Origin of the sequence: Echinicola pacifica DSM 19836 (assembly GCF_000373245.1) — a bacterium.
Taxonomy (GTDB): Bacteria; Bacteroidota; Bacteroidia; order Cytophagales; family Cyclobacteriaceae; genus Echinicola; species Echinicola pacifica.
Genome location: NZ_KB890741.1, coordinates 1 through 20,187, shown reverse-complemented (window position 1 = coordinate 20,187; position 20,187 = coordinate 1). Strand labels below are relative to the sequence as shown.

The following is a 20,187-nucleotide window of genomic DNA, read 5'->3' as shown; positions in this document are numbered from 1 at the left end:
TAAGGCTAAAAATAGCAGGATTGGGATTCTCCATTTCTCACAAAATATATTCCTTTTTCGATGAAAAACATACTACTTGATCAGGGAGAAAGCATGGATTTAGATAACTAATCCTAAATCAGCGAATTACCATTGTCAACTTATAAAGGAATATTGCCATGTTTTTTTCGAGGAAGGCTATCTACTTTATTGGCTAGCATCTTATAAGCTTTGATGAGTTTTTCTCGGGTTTCGGAGGGCTTTATTACCTCATCAATATATCCTCGATGGGCGGCTTTATAGGGATTGGCAAATTTCCGGGTATAGGCATCTATTTTCTCTTGAAGTTTTTCCTGCGGATCGTCTGCGGCGGCGATTTCTTTTTTGAAGATAATCTGCGCGGCTCCTTGTGCGCCCATCACGGCGATTTCGGCCCCTGGCCAGGCAAAATTCAGGTCCGCCCCGATATGTTTAGAATTCATCACATCATAGGCTCCCCCGTAGGCTTTACGGGTGATGACGGTAAGTCTAGGTACGGTCGCCTCCGAAAAAGCATACAGCAACTTGGCCCCATTGGTGATAATTCCATTCCACTCCTGATCAGTTCCAGGCAGAAATCCCGGCACATCCACGAGCACCAGCAAGGGAATATTAAAGCTATCGCAAAATCTCACAAACCTTGCGGCTTTGACCGAGGCATCATTGTCCAAAACTCCCGCTAATGACTGGGGCTGATTCCCCACCACGCCGATACTTCTCCCCGCAATACGGACAAATCCAGTAATAATATTTTCAGCGAACTTCTGATGAACCTCCAGGAAGGTCCCATTATCGGCGAGCTCCGCCACCACCATTTTCATATCATAGGGATGGTTAGGATTATCCGGGATAATAGTATCTAATTTGGGCCGCAATTCATTTTGACCCAGGTCATAATCTAATAAGGGCACCTCGTCCTCACAGTTTTGGGGAATATAGCTGAGCAGTGATTTGATATGCTGAATACAAATGGCCTCATTGCCGCAGGAGAAATGAGTCACCCCACTTTTGACGCTGTGGGCGCTTGCACCGCCGAGGTCCTCCGCGCTGACATTCTCCTGGGTGACCGTCTTGACCACATTGGGCCCCGTCACAAACATATAGCTGGTGCCCTCGACCATAAAAATAAAATCGGTAATGGCGGGAGAGTACACTGCCCCTCCGGCACATGGCCCCATGATGGCGGAGAGCTGCGGGATGACACCCGAAGCTCTGGTATTTCTATAAAAAATATCCGCATAGCCCCCCAGAGAGTTTACCCCTTCCTGAATTCTCGCCCCGCCAGAATCATTCAATCCGATAATCGGTGCGCCATTTTTCATGGCCATATCCATTATTTTACAGATTTTCTCCGCGTGGGTTTCTGACAAGGATCCTCCAAAGACCGTAAAATCCTGGGAATAAACATATACCAAGCGGCCATGGATCTCACCATACCCGGTCACCACTCCATCCCCCAAATAGTATTCTTTATCCAGGCCGAAGTCTTTGCATCGGTGCATCTTAAACCTGTCAATTTCCTGAAAAGACCCCTCATCGAGCAGGAGTTCCAGCCGTTCGCGAGCGGTGAGCTTTCCTTTATCATGTTGTGCCTGGACCCGGAGAGGGCCGCCGCCTTGCAGAGCCTCGGCATTTTTACGTTCCAGTAAGGCTTGTTTTTCGCTATTTCCAGGCAGAGTATAGATGCCTTTGGTTGGGCTTTTCATGGGTCTTTTGGTATCGGTTATTTAGTACAATATAAGGATCAGTCCTTAAGCAAAGAAATATTTAAATTCTAAATTATAATCCTACTCACCTACGTAGAGCTACTTATATCTACTCATATCTACTTAAGACCGCACATAACTGGTGAATATCATAAGGCATTTTAAATAAACTTTTTATATTCGCACAACTAAAAAAGGGGGCTAGATGATACGAGACAAAGCAGCCATCATAGATATGGGTACCAATACCTTTCACCTGTTATTGGTTGAATTAGGAGAAAATCAATTTGAGGTACTTTTTAAGGAGAAGATTCCTGTAAAAGTGGGCCAAAAAGGGATTACAAAAAACGAAATTCATCCAGATGCCAGGAAAAGGGCACTCCATACTATGGGCCATTTCAGGAATCTGATCGACGGCGAAGGGATCAAAGACATCCATGCTTTTGCTACCAGCGCTGTGCGCAATGCCCATAATGGCAATGAGCTGGTCCAAACGATCAAAGAAAATTTCGATATAGAGGTCAATGTCATTGATGGAGACCAAGAGGCGCTGCTGATCTACGAAGGTATCCGCTACAGCGGCTCGCTCAATGATGAGGTCAGCCTGATGATGGATATCGGTGGAGGCTCGGTAGAGTTTATCATCGGAGATCAGGACAAGGCCCTATGGAGAAAGAGTTTCGAAATCGGCGGACAGCGTATGCTTGATCTATTCCACTATCATGACCCCATCCACCTAGAGGAAATCGACAATCTCAATAGTTACCTAGAAGAGCGATTAAGCCCACTTATTTCCGCCATAATGAAGTACAAGCCTAGTCGCTTGGTGGGTGCCTCAGGGACCTTTGACACGCTTACGGACATGTATTTTGCCTCCTCCCATCAGTCCAAGAAAAAAACAGACACGGTATTCCATCTTCCAAAAGAGGCTTTTCAGCACCTTTCCCAGCAGGTAATCTCGCTCAATAAACAAGAGCGCCTGCTGATCCCCGGCATGATCCCAATGAGAGTGGATATGATTGTGGTCGCTTCTTGTCTGATCAAATATATTTTGAAATTTGTGGATGCTCCCGAACTAATCTGCTCCAATTATGCATTAAAAGAAGGTGTGATTTCTAAAATCATGCGTAATGAAGCGATCATTTCTGCACCCTCAATGGTAAAGACCTAAGCCAATAAAAACAGGCAAATAACATCGCCTCAAATCATCCTTGAATCAATAAGATATAATAATACGGAGTTCACATTTTAAAGAAATCATGGTATTTGAATTCAATAAACTATTTGCATTTACTAAGAATATTTTTCTAAAAATGGGCTGTCCTGAGGAAGACGCCCAATCAGCCACGGAAGTATTGCTTTCGGCAGACTTAAGAGGGGTCGATTCCCACGGGGTGGCCAGGCTCTCTGGCTATGTACGTCTCTGGGAAGCAGGGCGAATCAATACCAATCCAAAAGTAAAAACCGTCCATGAGACCCCAAGCACGGCGGTGATCGACGGTGACGGAGGTTTAGGCCTAGTCGTGGCCCCCATCGCCATGCAGGTAGCCATCGAAAAGGCACGCATTGCAGGGACGGGCTGGGTATCCGTAAAAAACTCCAATCACTACGGAATCGCTGGACATCATGCCCTGAAAGCCGTAAGTGAAGACATGATCGGCATGTCCATGACCAATGCCAGCCCACTGGTGAGCCCTACTTTCTCTAAGGAGAGACTACTGGGTACTAACCCGATCGCTGTGGCTATCCCTGCGGGAGAAGAGCCGCCATTCGTAGCAGATATGGCCACCACCACTGCTGCCAACGGAAAACTAGAGATTTTACAAAGAAAAAATCAGGATGCGCCAGAAGGCTGGATCCAGGATAAAGAAGGCAAGCCCACCACCAATGCTTATGGGGTAAAAGAAGGCGGTGCCCTCCTCCCCTTGGGTGGAGACCGAGAGCATGGCTCTCACAAAGGCTACGCACTGGGATCTATCGTCGATATCTTTTCTGCTGTGCTCTCTGGAGCCAATTACGGACCTTGGGTACCTCCATTTGTCGCCTTCCTGGAGCCCGACCCTAACCCTGTTGGGGAAGGAATAGGCCACTTCTTTGGCGCGATGAGAGTGGACGCTTTTAGACCGGCAGACGAATTTAAAAGTCATATGGACAACTGGATCCGTAGGTTCAGAAGCGCAGAGACCACTCCCGGAAATGATAAGGTGCTTATCCCAGGCGATCCCGAAAGAGCCCTGGAAACCGAAAGAATGGCGAATGGCATCCCCTTATTGGAGCCTGTCCAAAAAGATCTCGCCTCGCTAGGAGAAAAATTTGGTGTCGATTTTAATTTCGACAACCTATAAGTAAAGGTGGCTAGATTTTAAAAACACTTTTATCCTAACTTATAGCTACCCTCGTTTCTATTTATCATCAGCTATCGCACCAGTCGATTGACTGTAGGAGGAGATATAGACAGAACCCTTATTATTAAGGTGACTGTAGCGCAGCAATAAAAGAATTTTAGGATCTAGCCATTTGATATTTTTTTTGTATTAAAGAAAAATAAAATTGCATTTTTTTACACTTCCACTCCGCTAGGGAGCTCGGCTAAGAATACATAGATAAGGCACAGGACCCACCCTAACCAATTCATTAATTACTAGACAGATAGGCAGGGTATTAGTAAAAAGGGGACCTCCAGGGAATTCTTTTCAAAAGAACAGAAAGGGCTAGAGGAACCAAAAATTGAAATAAAGCCCTAAGCAGTCAGTCCCTTACATTTTTGTTTAAGCCATATACTTTTACTAAATTTTAATTTTAGGATCAATCAATTTTCCCTAACTTAAACGTATGTCTAGATTTCATCACTACCAAACCTTGATCGAGTGGACCGGGAATACCGGCATGGGCACTCGTGGCTATATGGCCTATCAAAGGAATTTTGAAGTAAAAACAGAAGGAAAAGCGAAGCTAATGGGCAGTTCAGACCCTCAATTCAGGGGTGATGCTAGCCGCCACAATCCGGAAGAGCTATTCCTTTCCAGCATAGCATCCTGCCATATGTTATGGTATTTGCATCTGTGTGCGGAAGCGGGAGTGAGCGTGGTTCATTATGAGGACCATGCAGAAGGGATCATGACAGAAAATAAAAACGGATCGGGGCAGTTTTCCGAGGTGGTATTATACCCCGTGGTGACGGTAGAATCCGAAGACATGAAGCATAAGGCAATGGAGATCCATAAAGGAGCCCATGAGCACTGTTTCATTGCCAACAGCTGTAATTTCCCTATTAAGCAAAAACCTGTGATCAGGATCGCGAATAAGAAGCAATCCTTCACTAATTCCTAATCTAGGTCAGGGCAAAGAAACAAAGGTGAGGGCTATATAAAGTCCTCACCTTTGTTTTTGGCATCCGCCACGAATTCCTTGAATTTTTTCTCCGCGTCCAATTTACAGATCAGCAGCACATTATCTGATTCTGTCACGAGGTAATTGTCCAATCCATGGACTACCACGAGTTTTTGGGGGGAGACTTTTATGAAACTATTGGTGGTATCATATAGCATGGCATTGGCTTCCACCACATTATTGGCATTGTCTCTGTCTTTGAGTTTATGGATACTCAGCCAGGAGCCCAGGTCGGACCAGCCATAATCGCCAAGAATAAGGTACACGCTATCGGACTTCTCCATGATCCCAAGGTCGATGGTTATATTTTTGACTAGGGAATAGGCTCTTTTGACAAACTCCTCTTGATCCTGGGAGAAAAAATAGGCGGTTCCTTCTTCAAATACCTCGGCCATTTCAGGCAGGTACTTTTCGAAAGCCTGGATGATGGCTTTATTTTTCCATACAAAAGTCCCGCTATTCCATGCAAAATCCCCACTATCCAGGAAAGCCTTGGCCAGTTTGGCATCGGGTTTTTCGGTAAAGGTTTTTACTTTTTTGACGGGTTTATCCTGATCAATATATTGCACATAGCCATAGGCGGTATCAGGCCTTACGGGTTTGATGCCGATATTTATAAGGTGGTCGTCGGTTTCGGCTTCGGCAAGGGCAAGGGCCATGGTTCTATGGAAGGCCACTTCATCCATGATCAGGTGATCTGAAGGGCTCACGATAACCCGTGCGTTTTCATCTTTTTTCTGAATGACGTAGCTGGCATAAGCGATGCAGGTGGCGGTATTTCTCCGAAGGGGCTCTCCTAGTACCTGCTCGGGCAGCAAGTCCGGCAGCTGCTCGCTCACCAGTCCCACATAAGCTTGGTTGGTGACTACATAAATCCGCTCTGGTCGAGTCATTTTCACGTAGCGGTCATAGGTCATCTGGAGCAATGTCCGTCCGGTCCCCAGGAGATCGAGAAACTGTTTGGGATATTCATTCCGGCTATAAGGCCAAAATTTGGAGCCTATTCCTCCCGCAAGAATAACGATATATGGTTTATTTTGCATGTTTAGTTTAGACAATCCCCTCTTTCATTATATCGTGAATATGGATAAATCCAGCCACTTTGGATTGGTCCATGACGACCAATTGGGTGATATTATATTGTTTCATCAGATTAAGCGCTCTGACGGCATATTCTGATTTTTGTATTGTTTTTGGGTTTTTTGTCATTATATCTTTGGCGGTTAGGCCTTTTAACTCGGTATGATTTTCAAGCATTCTCCGTAGATCTCCATCGGTCACGATACCCTGCAGGAGGAATTCCTGATTCCAGACGGCTGTAGCCCCAAGTCTTTTACCACTTATTTCTATAATCACCTCCGCCAGGGAAGCGTCCATAGAAACTACTGGCAACTGGTCTTTGATGGCGATATCTCCGACGGTCAGGTAGAGTTGTTTGCCCAAGGCACCACCTGGATGGTATTTTGCAAAATCATCACTACTAAATCCTCTCGCTTCCAAGAGGCAAACGGCAAGAGCATCACCCATCGCCATATGGGCGGTGGTGCTGGTGGTGGGAGCCAGATTAAGTGGGCATGCTTCCTCGGCGATGGTCGCATTGAGCACAAAATCTGCCTGTTGGGCTAGAAAGCTACTGGTATTACTTACCAGAGCTGCTAGACGGGACCCCATTCTTTTGAGCATAGGCACTAAAACCTTTACCTCTGGAGTATTTCCACTTTTAGAAATACAAATTACAAAATCTTCTTTTTGAATCATACCTAAATCTCCATGAATAGCATCTGCGGCATGCATAAATAAAGCGGGAGTTCCGGTAGAATTGAGGGTTGCGACGATTTTAGTGGCCACAATGGCGCTTTTGCCAACCCCGGTAATCACCACCCTTCCTTTGGTGTTGAGAATCTCTTCCACACAGGATTCAAAATCGCTATCGATGTTGGGGATAAGATTTTGAAGAGCGTCTGCTTCCGTTTGCAGAACTTTGATGGCGCTATTTCTAATATTTTTTATTATCTTCAATTTTACCGAGGTTATTAATTAAATTTGTACAAAGGTAAAATTATTTGCTTTAAAAATTTAATGAAAAGCGTTCGGCATATCATTAAAAAGACAGAATGGAGTGGATATAAAAATAAAAGAAAACCTCAAAAAGATTTTTGGTTTCAGTCAGTTTAGAGGAAACCAGGAATTAATCGTTGATAACATACTCAAAGGCAATAACACCTTTGTGATCATGCCCACAGGGGCAGGAAAATCCCTATGCTATCAACTGCCAGCCGTCACCATTGGTGGGACGGCTATTGTCATATCCCCCTTGATCGCTTTGATGAAAAATCAAGTGGATCAATTGAATGCATTTGGCATCAATGCCCACTTTCTAAACTCCACTTTGAGCAAGTCTGAATCCAATAGGGTGAAGAAAGAAGTCTTAAGTGGGGACACCAAACTACTCTATGTCGCTCCTGAGTCTCTTACCAAAGAGGAGAATATGGAGTTCCTGAAAACTGCTCAACTCAGTTTTGTAGCCATAGATGAGGCGCACTGTATCTCAGAATGGGGGCATGACTTCCGTCCAGAATACCGAAAAATCAAACAGATCATCGGTCAGATAGGTGAAAACCTACCCATAATCGCGCTTACAGCCACTGCTACCCCTAAGGTACAGCAGGATATTCAGCGCAATTTGAATATGGAAGAAGCTGACTTGTTCAAGTCATCCTTTAACAGAACCAATTTATTCTATGAGGTTCGGCCAAAGGTAAAGACGGACACCAAGAAGCAGCTCATCAAATACGTAAAACATCATAAAGGAAAATCTGGTATTATTTACTGCCTCAGCAGGAAGAAAGTAGAAGAGATCGCCGAACTCCTCCGGGTAAACGGCATCAATGCTGCGCCTTATCATGCAGGCCTGGACTCAGCGGTTCGGATCAAAAACCAGGATGACTTCCTCAATGAGGAGCTGGACGTGGTAGTCGCCACCATTGCCTTTGGGATGGGGATTGACAAGCCTGATGTCCGCTATGTGATTCACTATGATGTACCAAAATCCCTCGAGGGATACTATCAGGAAACTGGACGGGCAGGAAGAGATGGCCTCGAAGGTCACTGTCTGATGTTTTACAAATATGACGATATTCTAAAACTCGAGAAGTTCAATAAAGATAAGCCAGTCAATGAAAGGGAGAATGCGAAAGTTCTCCTTCAGGAAATGGCCGCTTATGCCGAAAGCTCCGTTTGCCGTCGCAAGGTACTACTTCATTATTTTGGCGAAAGTCTAAAAGATGACTGTGGATACTGCGATAACTGCAAGAAGAAAAGAGAGGAGTTTCCCGGGAAAGATGATATCCTCATCGCTATCGAAGCGGTGAAGGAAACCCATCAGCGATTCAACCTGGAGCATATAGTCAATGTAATCCGAGGGGAGCAAAATGAGTATATGGAGAGCTATAAGCATGATGGGCTCAAGATCTTTGGGATGGGAAAAGACAAGGATGAACGGCATTGGAAATCCGTCCTTCGCCAAGCCATGATCATGGGACTACTAAGCAAGGACATCGAGAACTATGGTGTCATCAGGCTATCTCCCAAGAGTGAGGAATATATGGATTCTCCCTACGAGGTAACCCTGACCAAGGATCATAATTTCGAGGAGATGATCGAAAATGATGAGGCCGAGGTACTCAGCAATACGGGTAAGGCATATGACGAGAAGCTCTTTGACCTGCTGAAAGTGGAGCGAAAAAAGGTGGCGAAGTCAAAAGGGCTGCCTCCCTATGTGATCTTCCAAGACCCTTCATTGGAGGAGATGGCGACAGTATATCCTACCAGTCGTGAAGAACTCGCCCAAATAAATGGGGTGGGAATGGGAAAAGTCACTAAATTTGGGGCGCCGTTCCTTAAGCTAATTACCACTTATGTAGAGGAGAACGAAATTATTACCGCCTCAGACGTTGTGGTCAAGACTGCAGGCACCCGATCAAAAGTAAAGATTTCTATCATTCAGCAGATCGATCGAAAAATCGATTTGGATGAAATCGCCAGCAACCTCAATATAGATATGTCTGAGTTGCTGCATGAAATCGAGCAAATTATATACAGCGGTACCAAGCTGAACATAAATTACTATATAGAAAATATCATGGATGATGAACGAGAGGACATCCTTCATGACTATTTTATGTCTGCAGACAGTGACAAAATCAGAGAGGCATTAAACGAACTTGAAGATGATGACTTTGGTGAGGAAGAGATCCGGGTCTATAGAATCAAGTTTATATCAGATCATGCCAATTAAAATTTAGCGTTAAATTCATGAATATATTATTATTAGGAAGCGGCGGAAGAGAACACGCTTTCGCCCATAAAATCACCAACAGTCCTAAATGTAACCAATTATATGTGGCCCCGGGAAATGCCGGTACCGCAGCGATAGCCACCAATGTGGACTTGGGAATCACCGACTTTCCAGCGATCAAGGAATTTATACTGAAACACTCCATTGATATGCTAGTGGTGGGGCCTGAGGAGCCTTTGGTAAAGGGAGTAGCTGATTACTTCGCAGCAGAGGAAGAAACAAAGAACTTGCCCGTGGTGGGGCCTCAGCAATTGGGCGCTACACTGGAAGGCAGCAAGGACTTTTCTAAGCAGTTCATGCAAAGAAATAATGTGCCTACTGCGGCATCAGCGACATTCACCAAGGAAACTATTGAGGAGGGATTAGACTTTATTAGACAGCAACGCTTACCTGTGGTATTGAAGGCTGATGGCCTGGCTGCAGGAAAAGGGGTATTGATCTGCGAAACGCTGGAAGATGCCGAGCAGTCTTTTAATGAGATGTTGCTGGAAAGTAAATTTGGCTCAGCCTCAGACAAAGTAGTCGTTGAGGAATTCCTGAAAGGGATCGAACTGTCGGTATTCGTCGCTACAGATGGCAAAAGCTATAAGATATTGCCGGAGGCCAAAGACTATAAGCGCATCGGCGAACAAGACACGGGCCTCAACACCGGTGGAATGGGAGCGGTAAGCCCGGTACCTTTTGCCAAGGGAGATTTCCTCCAGAAGGTAGAAGAAAAGGTGGTGATCCCCACCATCAATGGACTTACTAAGGAGAATATCGATTATAAGGGATTTGTATTCATCGGATTGATGAATATGGAGGGAGAACCTTATGTGATCGAGTACAATGTGAGAATGGGAGATCCTGAAACTCAAGCGGTACTTCCAAGAATCAAAAGTGATTTTGTGGACTTACTATATGCAATGGGCACAGGCACCCTGGATCAATATAAAATAGAATTGGAGGACTTCTACACCACCACGATAGTGATGGTGGCGGGAGGATATCCAGGCGCTTATGAGAAAAACCTCCCGATAGAAGGGCTGGAATCATCAACAAGTGAAAGCATCACTTTCCATGCGGGCACCACTTCCAAAGAGGATAAAGTGGTCACCAATGGAGGGCGCGTAATGGGCATCACCGGTAAGGGGCACTCGATAGAGGAAGCACTTTCCAATGCCTATACCCGGGTGGAACAGATCACCTGGAAGGATGTGTACTACCGAAAAGATATCGGTCAGGACATCATAAATTATGGCAAATAAAGTCATAATTCTTATACGAGGAAGCCGGAAATCCGGCCTCCCTAAAATATAGATAATGTGATATGGCAGGATGTAGTAGCTGCTCGACCACCAGTGGTGGAGGGTGTCAAAATAATGGCACCTGCGGAACGAGCGATTGTAATAAAATGAATTCCTTTGATTGGCTTTCTCATATGGGAATCCCAACAGTGGATAATTTTGATTTTGTCGAGATAAAATTCAAAGGAGGACGAAAAGATTATTTCCGAAATGTAAACCACCTGAAATTACACACAGGAGACCCTGTGGTGGTGGATGTACCTAATGGACATCATATCGGATATGTCTCCTTACAGGGAGAGCTAGTCCGTCTGCAAATGCAGAAGAGAAAGATCAAAAACGACGATAATATCACCAAAATTTACCGTGTAGCCTCCCCAAAAGATATAGAAAAATGGGAGGAAGCGAAAAACAGGGAGGTACCTACCCTGTATCGTACCAAGCAGATCATCGATGAGGTAAGCCTGCAAATGAAGCTATCTGATGTGGAATACCAAGCAGATAACTCCAAAGCTACCTTTTTCTACTCTGCCGAAGACCGGGTCGATTTTCGGGAATTGATAAAAGTGCTGGCCTCGGAATTTAAAATCCGGGTAGAAATGCGCCAAATCAGTCTTCGTCAGGAGGCTGGACGCCTTGGTGGTATTGGGGTCTGCGGCAGGGAACTCTGCTGCTCCACCTGGATCCACGACTTCAAGAGCGTGAGTACCTCCGCAGCGAGGTATCAAAACCTATCCCTCAATCCTACCAAGCTATCTGGGCAGTGCGGAAGACTGAAATGTTGTCTAAATTATGAATTAGACACCTATATGAATGCCTTGGAGGATGTGCCAAATGTCGAAAAACCATTGCTGACCGAAGCAGGTCAGGCAAAATTGCAGAAGACAGATATCTTCCGTAAGCTGATGTGGTTTAGCTATAATAATGAAAACAACTGGCACTCCATCGACTGTGTTAGGGTGAAGGAAATCATCGCCATGAATGAGCAAGGACTGAAGCCTTTCAGCCTCGAATCCAACGAAATGATGGATCTGGAGGACGAAAAAGAAAGCTCAAACCTAGACCTCGAAGTACTGGATAAGAAATTCAGCACCAAGAATAAAAGAAAGAAAAAGCGTAAGCCTAGACCAAAGCCATTGGAAAACAATGGAGGCGAAGCTCAGGCCAGACCTCAAAATCCTCAAAATACTGGAACTCCAGGGAATAGGGATAAAAATCAAAAGCGAAGAAATAATCCTAACAGAAGGAGAAACGACGCCAATAAGCCTGCGGGAAGTGCTGGAGCGAGGCCCAATCCCAATGCCGCTAATGCGCCAAAGCAGCCGCAAGCACCAAAAACCGGTGGCAATCCAGCGGCAAATGCTGGTAATGGAGCTGGCGCAAAGCCTAAACCTAATAAGAGACGAAATAATAATAACCGTAAAAAAGGCCCGCGTGGAAACCAAAATAACGGACCGTCAACTAATGAAAGTTAAGCATACCCTTGGCAGAATATGCCTGTGGCTGATTACAGGAGGTCTAATGATCTCCTGCGATCAAGCCAGGCTAGTGGAAGAGTACCAAAGCTTCGAAGAGTTATCCTGGCCAGCTGAGGACACGCTCTCATTTATGGTCCCGGCCATCCCAAATGAAGGTGCTCTGGCGACCCTCCGTGTGAAATATAATGAGGAATACGATTATCACAATCTATACCTCCGATATATACTCAGGGATAGCACTGGCAGTATCCAAACCAATAAGCTGATCTATTTGAAGCTTTTTGACCCTAAATCAGGCAAGCCACTGGGCAGTGGATATGGCAATAGCTTCACCGTGGTGGACACCCTGCCTAGTCTAAAAGCGACGGCACTGCAAAACTCAAAAATGCAGTTTATTCAATACATGAGAAGTAATGCCCTGGACGGAATAGAGTCTTTAGGAATAAAAATAGAAAAAGGGATGAATTGATTCATCCCTTTTTCTATTTGCTCTAAACTACGCTTACGTGGTCTGCTGACTGCCAGATTTTAATGGTGATTTTCTTTAGGGGAAAGTTTTGTTTGCATCAAGTCTTCCTTATCCAACCAATATTGGCGGCTGAATACCTGAATCACTGACCAGCCTTTGGACCTCAATAAACGCGGATGATAAACAAATGCCTCCTTGGCCGATCGGGCATTAAACAGCCGATCATCATCCGTAAGAATGGCCGCCACCAAGCCTCCATCCTCTTTTACTAATTCAAGATCAATAATCCTGGAATGCTTTGCACTTTGGACAAGGTGAGCGCCATATTTCCCCTCCAGCTTATTCTTCAAATACCATGACACCTCAAACCCACTAGGAGACTGCTCCTGAATCGAGGCTTGCATGCCTTCACTGATATTACGAGCAAAGCCCAAATAATCGGACAGCATTTTCACCCCCGGATTGAGCAGCTGTCTGGGTTTAAAATCCTCTGGCTCAATACTTGTGACCACCACGATTTTTTGCTTGGCTCGCGTGATCGCTACATTTAACCTGTTTATGCCTCCCGCCTTGGACAATAAGCCAAAGTTAGCCACCAATTTCCCCGCTTTATTTTTGGCATAGCCAATGGAAAATATCACAGTATCAAATTCATCACCTTGCACATTTTCGATATTCTTCACCTTCACCCTTGCCTTCTGCAAATCTCTATGCGCTGCTATCAAGCCAGCTAGCAGATCCATCTGGAAATAATTAAAGGTTACCACCCCTATGCTGGCCTCCGGATCCTCGCTAAGAATAATCTTAAGCTGATGCAAAACCTCCTCTGCCTCCACCTGATTCATCTGCTTATCCCATACCCCTGTGGTCTTCACATATTTATAAACCTCCGCCTGAGACTGGACCTGAGAAATATCAGGCACCATCGCCAGTTTATTATTATAAAAATGCTGGTTCGAAAAAGCAATTAATGAAAAGTACTTGCTTCGGTAATGGCCTTCAAGGATAATTTTCTTAAAATAAAGCGAAGCCAAATCCAATAAGGACTCCGTCTCCAGCTCTATGGATTCCTCTGGAGCATCCAGCCTTGTAGCATACAGATCGTAAGGAGAAAGCTGCTGACTATCTCCAGCGATCACTACCTGCTTTCCTCGTAACATGGCCGGCAGGCCTCGCTCTGCAAAACACTGAGACGACTCATCAAAAACCACCAAATCAAACTTCGTCTCCAGTGGGAATACCGCAGAAACCGTCTCTGGTGATGCCAACCAGCAAGGCACCAAGCGCAGCACCTCTTCATCAAAACTCTCCATCAATTTCCTCAGGCTCCACAGTCGTTTCTTCTTGGTCACCTGATGAAGGAGCTCCCGATAAGTCACCAAGTGATTGAGGCGGTTGTATTCTAAGCGGGAGAAGGTGTTCTCACGAAGCCTTAATTCGGCCAAAAACTTAGTTGCCGCCAGCTTCTCATCCACCGCCTTTCCAAATTCATCAATGATATCCTTCAGACGAGGAAGGCTTACCTCCTGCAATACGGGGTACTTCGCTTCTATATGCTCTATCCAGCTGAGTTTTAGCCCTGCCAGAAAGATCCCTTTTAATTCTTCAAAGGATTTATCGGGAAATTCATCCAACAGTTTTCTGATCACCTCCAAATCCACTGCTCTAAGTTTTCTTTTCAGACGATCTAAGGCCACTATTTCGGTAAAATTAGAGGTAATGGTATCTCTTATCAGGTCCAGGCGATGCTTATCATTGGTGGTCAGCAGGTGTTTGATCTGAATATCGCTAAAATACTGCCTCCACACTGCGGATTTGAAAGCAATCAGCTCATTGATTCCGATCAGCTCATGGATAATCTGCCTGAACTGATCGTAATCGGCTCTTTCGAAAATCAGATAGGGAGTCAAAACCCCTAAGTCCTCCAAGGCAAACCGGGCCTTTACGGCCTCCTGAAGCACATGAAACTTATGGTTAAATTCAGTAAAACCAAATGGTTTTTCGGGTAAATCCACCCAGGGTTTCCTATCCAGCAGGGTATATTGATGATTTATATTGAGCCGATTTTCCAGCATCTTCCGCAAGGTGGAAAGGCCATTACGGTCATGTGGAAGCTCATTATGATTGAGCAGATTCCAGACCTGCTTATACTCCTTCTTATAAAGCTTCAGGGAAAGAGACTTCCACCAGGAATCCTTCATACCGATAACGTGAAGGACTTTCTGGTAGGTGGACTCCACTTCCTCGTCCTTTACGGACCACTCTATTCCCTCCTCCGAAAAGAGCTTCTTGATAATATCCTCCTTATTCTCGAGCCACAAAACATCCAGTTCGCCGATGGGGTATTTCATAAGCTCCTTCAAGGCCTCAAAGATCTCCTCATTCCGTATTAAGGACTGCAGGCTTTGCAGGCGGTCCTTATATTCGAAGGATTGATATACAAGAGGAAATTCAAACGGCTGAAAGAGTAAATCCCCCAGAATCATTTCTGCGGTGTTCTTCAGTTCTTTGATCTCCTCCAGGTTTTCCTTGAATCGATAAATAGCATTGGCTGTAAATTCAGAGAAATCCACCCGGTGCAGCCAAAATGAATCCGCCTGCTCATACTTAGGGTAGAAATAAAGGTAATCCTTCAAATCCCTCAGGAATTCATCCAGATCATTCCAATGAAAATATTTATAATACTGCGTTAGGTTGATATGCTCCTCCCCAACAGAAGAGCTCATGTATAATTCTTTCACGGGAACGCCACATTCCTCCGTATTAAAGAGTGCATGTCTATAATCCTCAAGAATCTCGGCGTGGTTTTCGATCCTACGGACCGTCTGGCTAAACTCCCTTTCGAGCTGAATCGCATCCAGTCCCCGATTCAGTTCCTGGTAAGATTCCAGGGATTGGATCTGGCTTTCCAGCTGCGCAAAGACGACACCTCTATCCGCTCGAAAATCATGCACAGGAGCCAAAAAAGCGCCATATCCCAGAGATCCTAGCCTTTGGGAGACCACATCAAGGGCAGCTTTCTTTTGAGAGACCACTAGGACTTTCTTTCCACGGCTGATGAAGTCAGACACCAGATTGGAGATCAATTGGGACTTGCCTGAGCCGGGAGGGCCCTCTACCACACAAGAACCGCCTTCCCTTACCATTCTCATCACTTCTTCCTGACTCGCATCCAGAGGTAAGGTATTCAGTAAATTGGCGTCTGCAGTTTGGACGGTATCTTCGTCGGGCCTGAAGCGCTCAGAAAACAAAGCCTCCAAATCCGTCTCTCCGGAGGTGGCGATGAGTTTTTCATAATCATTAATAAGAAAGGAGCTTTTTTGAGAAAACTGTCCCAAGACGGCATAGGGCTTCAGCTTTAGCAGTCCTGGCTTATATTCCTGCTGAGCTTCTGCCAGACTTATGGGAGGAATGTCAATGATCTTATCCTCGAAAAGTTCTCCGGTAAAATTGACGCTAAGCTCCTTTTTTAGGTATTGGTATAATTCGGTCCGGAAGGGTGTCGGCTCGCGAGGAAACTGATCCAGGGGATTTTCCCACCAATCCTCCTTAAAAGGCTCCCCCAAGGAGTGGGAATAGGCCAGCAAAAAGCTCTTATTAAGGATGGGCTGATCTCCGGCATCCTTCTTCAGCACCCATTTTTTTCCTTCTTTCGCTAGATTAAGGGGGAATAAGACCAAAGGACAGCGGATCACTTGCCCATTCATCAGCATTCCTTCCACAAAGGGCCAGCCGAGATACAGGCTTTGCTCGCCAGATTCCTCTTCTGCAATCTTTACCGATTGGCTGATTCTTTGGACTCTGGCGGAGAGCAGGTTTAGGTCTTTATCTCTGGGGTCCTCAGAAGGTAGAAAGGGTATCTTTTTTTTCCGACCCAGAATATCTGAGATATATAAAAAAGGTTTGGCATGGTGAAAACCTTCAAGCTCGGCCAGGCTCACCATTTGATTGATGGTAAGCTTGGGCAGGAAGATGGATTTGTTTTTGGAAGACAGGTCCACCAATCTATTCCTATAAGCTTGAAATATTTTCTTTGCCATTACTATTTATTTAAATGGAGAGTCGGCCTCCTTCGCCATATGGTTATACACAATTCCATCCATTATCCCAGGAATCCATTTATTCAAAAACACCGCCAATTTTCCTTCTCGGGTCAATACGATATCGCGTTTCTTTTTGAGGGTGGCTTTTAGGATATGAGCGGCGACCTCTTCTGCGGTCATCATGGCGGTTTCATTTCGGGGTGATTCCCCTTGGCTGCTTCCATCTGCGGTCAAGGCCTTGTTTCGGATATTGGAAGCGGTAAAGCCGGGACAGGCCACCAATACATGGACGCCCCGCTTCATCACCTCGGTACGAAGGGATTCCATAAATCCATTCATCGCAAACTTACTTGCGGTATAGGCAGTGCGAGCTGGGGTACCACGAAACCCATTGATGGAGCTTACCCCAATCACCGAGCCCTTGGATTTTAGTATTTCAGGCAGGCAATATTTAGTAGCATAGACGGTTCCCCAGAAGTTGATATTCATCACCTCATGAAATACCTTGGTATCCAGCTCCTCAAATAATGCTCTCATGGAAATGCCTGCATTATTTATTAGTATATCGATTTTACCAAAATGAGAACTGACTTTTTCGGCCATCATTTTATTGTCTTCCTCACTGGAGGCTTCAGCCAATATCCCTAAGCAGTCGATGCCTTTTTTCTGTAATAAGACCAACGTATTATCCAGATTGGCCTGGCTTCTTCCTGTAATGGCCACTTTTGCTCCTTCTTCACCAAAAGCCATCGCGCAGGCCTTACCAATTCCCGACGTGGCTCCTGTAATCAATACAACCTTGTCCTTAAATTTCATTTTCTAATTTTCTTTAAGCCTAAATATAATGAATTCGACCAATTCCGATAAAACTATACTCATTTCCTGATTAAAAAAATCATTCGAGAAAGCATAATCTTCTTCCTGACAATGGGATATATGCCAAAATAGTTTCCCTAAGTCTGGCGGAATATCCTTTGCCCTCCCGGTCTGCCAGAAGGAAACTGATCGATAGCATGATCTCATTTATACCCATAGCAATTTATATACCCTTATCAAAGACCATTTAGCTGCCAGGGAAGGGGAGTGCTGGAGCGCACAATTTCCGAATGAGGGATATTTATTTTTATATTATAGGGCAGTCAGGATTCTAAGCTTGCAATCCTTGGTCAAATTCCATTTTTAATGATTAATTTTGCAGCCTATGTCAAGAAAGATGAAAAATAAGGTCATAGAAAACCTTACTATCGAAAGAATAGCCACTGAGGGCAAGAGCGTCGCACACCATGAGGGGAAAGTGGTCTTCGTACAAAACGTGGCCCCGGGAGATGTGGTGGACGTACGTATTACCCGTGGCAAAAGCACTTTTATGGAAGGCGAGGCCATTAAGATCCATCAATATTCCCCCGATAGGGTGGAGCCTTTTTGCTCCCACTTTGGGGTATGCGGTGGCTGCAAGTGGCAGCATATCAACTATGAGCTACAGATGTCCTATAAGCGCCAGCAGGTCATTGACCAGTTTCAGCGGATAGGTAAACTCCCTGTACCTGAGGTGCAGCCAATCATTGGCTCGGCCAATACCCAATATTATCGTAATAAGCTTGATTTCACCTTTTCCAATAACCGCTGGCTCACCCGTGAGGAAATAGATTCCGGAAAGGAATTTGAGCGAAATGCCTTAGGCTTTCACATCCCTAAGCGATTTGACAAGATCGTGGATGTGGAGCATTGCTACCTTCAGGGAAACCTCTCCAACGAGGTGAGAAATGCTCTCAGGGATTTTGCCCTTGAAAATGGCATTAGTTTCTTTGATATGATCCAGCAAAAAGGGCTCCTACGTAATCTTATCATTAGGACCAGTACTACTGGAGAAATAATGGTGATCGTGCAGTTTGGTGAGGATCAGCCCGAAAATATCCAAAAAGTAATGGAGTTTCTCAGTGGACGATTCCCTGAACTCACTTCTTTGCTCTATATCATCAACTTGAAGAAAAACGAAACCTTCCATGATCAGGACATTCATACGTTTATGGGTCGTGATTATATCGTAGAGGAGATGGAGGGGCTGGAGTTTAGAATCGGGCCTAAGTCTTTTTACCAGACCAACTCCCTTCAAGCCTATGAGCTGTATAAGGTCGCGAGGGAGTTTGCGGGTCTTACCGGGGAAGAAGTGGTTTATGATTTGTACACCGGCACAGGCACGATCGCGAATTTTGTGGCCAAAAATGCTAAGCAGGTCATCGGTATAGAGTATGTGGAAGCGGCGATTGAGGATGCGAAGGTAAATGCGAAGGTCAACGGGCTGGAGAATACCCTCTTCTATGCAGGGGATATGAAAGACATGTTGAATGATGAGTTTATCGCTTCTCATGCTGCGCCGGATGTGATCATCACTGATCCCCCTCGAGCGGGTATGCATGAGGATGTGGTGAATATGCTGCTGAAACTCGAAGCACCAAAAATCGTGTATGTTAGCTGCAATCCTGCCACTCAGGCCCGTGATGTAGCCTTACTAGGTGAGAAATACAAATTGGATATCGTGCAGCCGGTGGATATGTTTCCGCAGACCTATCACGTAGAAAATGTAGTATTATTGACTTTAAATAAATAATAATATGAGAGAAGATAATGATCCGGAATTGAATGGCAAGTACCTTGGCACGATTACCAAGGACTTTATCAAAGTCTCAGATACTTTAAAAGAAGCTTCCTACCAGGTCCGCAGCCGGAAATTTTCCCAATTCCCGGTGTTTCCCGTTTGTAAAACGGCCCAGCCTATAGGGCAATTATTGATAGGGAATACGGATATAAAAGTGGATTGGAATTATTATATCACGTATTTGGATGAATTTATCCAGCGTAAGCTGGTTACGGAGGATTCTCTGGAGGATTTCAAAAAATCCTATAAAGACCCCGATGAGTATTGTTGTTTATTTGTGGTGGATGAGGATTTCACAAGTTTTGTATATATCCCCTACCCCAACGACTAAAAAAAAGCAGTCCCGGATCTATATTCCGGGACTGCTTTTTTACTTTATACTAAGTCTTAATCGGCTATTTTTTCCAGTTATTAAAAAAAATGCTCGTTCTATATTCTCCAGAAATGTTTACTGTTTCTTGCCCTTGATAGAGCGCATGGCAGGGTTAGAATATATTTTGCGGATGGTAGCTACGCAGCCTACGCTCTCTGCATCATCAATGGCGTAGGTATAGGTATAAATTCCAGAATAGGCCGCATCCTGATCATCCAAGGTTTCTATAAGGTTATAGAAACCATTTTCTCCATAATCGACAGGAGTTCCCGTTCCTACTATTGCTCCTTCTATTTCTAAAGTGGTATTAGAAGTCGCATCGGTCCCATTTCCATTGGTGGTTGTACCAGGAGAGGAAGTCGCACCATTGATTCCCTCCATATAGCTGATCAGTCCAGATTCCTTAGAGTC

Annotated in this window: 15 protein-coding genes; 9 read left to right on the top strand and 6 right to left on the bottom strand. The window is 44.9% G+C overall.

Annotated elements, in window-relative coordinates; all coding sequences use genetic code 11:
• Positions 1–140: 140 nt before the first annotated feature.
• A complete protein-coding gene (locus B050_RS0109325) occupies positions 141–1,724 on the bottom strand; it encodes an acyl-CoA carboxylase subunit beta (RefSeq protein WP_018473650.1) in 1,584 nt (527 codons plus the stop codon).
• 205 nt (positions 1,725–1,929) lie between these two features.
• Between B050_RS0109325 and B050_RS0109320 the strand changes: the two genes are divergently transcribed.
• The 3 genes from B050_RS0109320 to B050_RS0109310 all read left to right on the top strand — a co-directional run bounded on the left by B050_RS0109320 (position 1,930) and on the right by B050_RS0109310 (position 5,054).
• On the top strand, positions 1,930–2,895 hold the full coding sequence (locus tag B050_RS0109320; protein WP_018473649.1) for a Ppx/GppA phosphatase family protein: 966 nt from the start codon (positions 1,930–1,932) through the stop codon (positions 2,893–2,895).
• An 88-nt stretch (positions 2,896–2,983) separates the two neighbouring features.
• Complete coding sequence (locus tag B050_RS0109315) at positions 2,984–4,069, top strand: Ldh family oxidoreductase (RefSeq protein WP_018473648.1); 1,086 nt, start codon at positions 2,984–2,986, stop codon at positions 4,067–4,069.
• 487 nt (positions 4,070–4,556) lie between these two features.
• The gene (locus B050_RS0109310; RefSeq protein ID WP_018473647.1) at positions 4,557–5,054 is read left to right on the top strand and encodes an OsmC family protein; all 498 of its coding nucleotides are present in this window, start codon (positions 4,557–4,559) and stop codon (positions 5,052–5,054) included.
• A gap of 32 nt (positions 5,055–5,086) precedes the next feature.
• On the opposite strand, the gene B050_RS0109305 is transcribed toward B050_RS0109310, so the two are convergent.
• Entirely contained in the window at positions 5,087–6,157 is a 1,071-nt protein-coding gene (locus B050_RS0109305; RefSeq protein ID WP_018473646.1) for a mannose-1-phosphate guanylyltransferase, read from the bottom strand.
• A 7-nt stretch (positions 6,158–6,164) separates the two neighbouring features.
• Positions 6,165–7,133 (bottom strand): KpsF/GutQ family sugar-phosphate isomerase, encoded by a 969-nt coding sequence (locus tag B050_RS0109300; RefSeq protein WP_018473645.1) that lies wholly within the window; start codon positions 7,131–7,133, stop codon positions 6,165–6,167.
• Positions 7,134–7,233: 100 nt separating this feature from the next.
• Between B050_RS0109300 and recQ the strand changes: the two genes are divergently transcribed.
• The 4 genes from recQ (at position 7,234) to B050_RS0109280 (ending at position 12,704) form a co-directional block, all read left to right on the top strand.
• On the top strand, positions 7,234–9,411 hold the full coding sequence (gene recQ / locus B050_RS0109295) for a DNA helicase RecQ (protein WP_018473644.1): 2,178 nt from the start codon (positions 7,234–7,236) through the stop codon (positions 9,409–9,411).
• Positions 9,412–9,428: 17 nt separating this feature from the next.
• On the top strand, positions 9,429–10,718 hold the full coding sequence (purD, locus tag B050_RS0109290) for a phosphoribosylamine--glycine ligase (RefSeq protein ID WP_018473643.1): 1,290 nt from the start codon (positions 9,429–9,431) through the stop codon (positions 10,716–10,718).
• Between the two features lie 146 nt (positions 10,719–10,864).
• On the top strand, positions 10,865–12,232 hold the full coding sequence (locus B050_RS0109285) for a PSP1 domain-containing protein (protein WP_018473642.1): 1,368 nt from the start codon (positions 10,865–10,867) through the stop codon (positions 12,230–12,232).
• Positions 12,222–12,704, top strand: coding sequence for a gliding motility lipoprotein GldH (locus tag B050_RS0109280; protein WP_018473641.1), 483 nt, complete (start codon positions 12,222–12,224; stop codon positions 12,702–12,704). The genes B050_RS0109285 and B050_RS0109280 overlap by 11 nt, the downstream gene beginning before the upstream one ends.
• 59 nt (positions 12,705–12,763) lie before the next feature.
• On the opposite strand, the gene B050_RS0109275 is transcribed toward B050_RS0109280, so the two are convergent.
• Complete coding sequence (locus B050_RS0109275) at positions 12,764–16,744, bottom strand: AAA domain-containing protein (protein WP_018473640.1); 3,981 nt, start codon at positions 16,742–16,744, stop codon at positions 12,764–12,766.
• Positions 16,745–16,750: 6 nt separating this feature from the next.
• Positions 16,751–17,563, bottom strand: a complete 813-nt coding sequence (locus B050_RS0109270; RefSeq protein ID WP_018473639.1) for an SDR family oxidoreductase — start codon at positions 17,561–17,563, stop codon at positions 16,751–16,753.
• A 385-nt stretch (positions 17,564–17,948) separates the two neighbouring features.
• Here B050_RS0109270 and rlmD point away from each other — a divergent pair, with 385 nt between their 5' ends.
• Both rlmD and B050_RS0109260 read left to right on the top strand, forming a co-directional pair.
• On the top strand, positions 17,949–19,355 hold the full coding sequence (gene rlmD / locus B050_RS0109265) for a 23S rRNA (uracil(1939)-C(5))-methyltransferase RlmD (protein WP_026235762.1): 1,407 nt from the start codon (positions 17,949–17,951) through the stop codon (positions 19,353–19,355).
• Positions 19,356–19,359: 4 nt separating this feature from the next.
• On the top strand, positions 19,360–19,734 hold the full coding sequence (locus tag B050_RS0109260) for a hypothetical protein (protein ID WP_018473636.1): 375 nt from the start codon (positions 19,360–19,362) through the stop codon (positions 19,732–19,734).
• Positions 19,735–19,851: 117 nt separating this feature from the next.
• Here the strand turns inward: B050_RS0109260 and B050_RS22205 are convergent.
• Positions 19,852–20,187: hypothetical protein (locus B050_RS22205; protein WP_044202201.1), on the bottom strand; the 336-nt coding region annotated here is incomplete at its 5' end.

Excerpts from the sequence above, each read along its gene's own strand:
- B050_RS0109325 (WP_018473650.1), bottom strand. The coding sequence starts at position 1,724 with ATGAAAAGCCCAACCAAAGGCATCTATACTCTGCCTGGAAATAGCGAA.
- B050_RS0109320 (WP_018473649.1), top strand. The coding sequence starts at position 1,930 with ATGATACGAGACAAAGCAGCCATCATAGATATGGGTACCAATACCTTT.
- B050_RS0109315 (WP_018473648.1), top strand. The coding sequence starts at position 2,984 with ATGGTATTTGAATTCAATAAACTATTTGCATTTACTAAGAATATTTTT.
- B050_RS0109310 (WP_018473647.1), top strand. The coding sequence starts at position 4,557 with ATGTCTAGATTTCATCACTACCAAACCTTGATCGAGTGGACCGGGAAT.
- B050_RS0109305 (WP_018473646.1), bottom strand. The coding sequence starts at position 6,157 with ATGCAAAATAAACCATATATCGTTATTCTTGCGGGAGGAATAGGCTCC.
- purD (WP_018473643.1), top strand. The coding sequence starts at position 9,429 with ATGAATATATTATTATTAGGAAGCGGCGGAAGAGAACACGCTTTCGCC.
- B050_RS0109285 (WP_018473642.1), top strand. The coding sequence starts at position 10,865 with ATGAATTCCTTTGATTGGCTTTCTCATATGGGAATCCCAACAGTGGAT.
- B050_RS0109280 (WP_018473641.1), top strand. The coding sequence starts at position 12,222 with ATGAAAGTTAAGCATACCCTTGGCAGAATATGCCTGTGGCTGATTACA.
- B050_RS0109275 (WP_018473640.1), bottom strand. The coding sequence starts at position 16,744 with ATGGCAAAGAAAATATTTCAAGCTTATAGGAATAGATTGGTGGACCTG.
- B050_RS0109270 (WP_018473639.1), bottom strand. The coding sequence starts at position 17,563 with ATGAAATTTAAGGACAAGGTTGTATTGATTACAGGAGCCACGTCGGGA.
- rlmD (WP_026235762.1), top strand. The coding sequence starts at position 17,949 with ATGTCAAGAAAGATGAAAAATAAGGTCATAGAAAACCTTACTATCGAA.
- B050_RS0109260 (WP_018473636.1), top strand. The coding sequence starts at position 19,360 with ATGAGAGAAGATAATGATCCGGAATTGAATGGCAAGTACCTTGGCACG.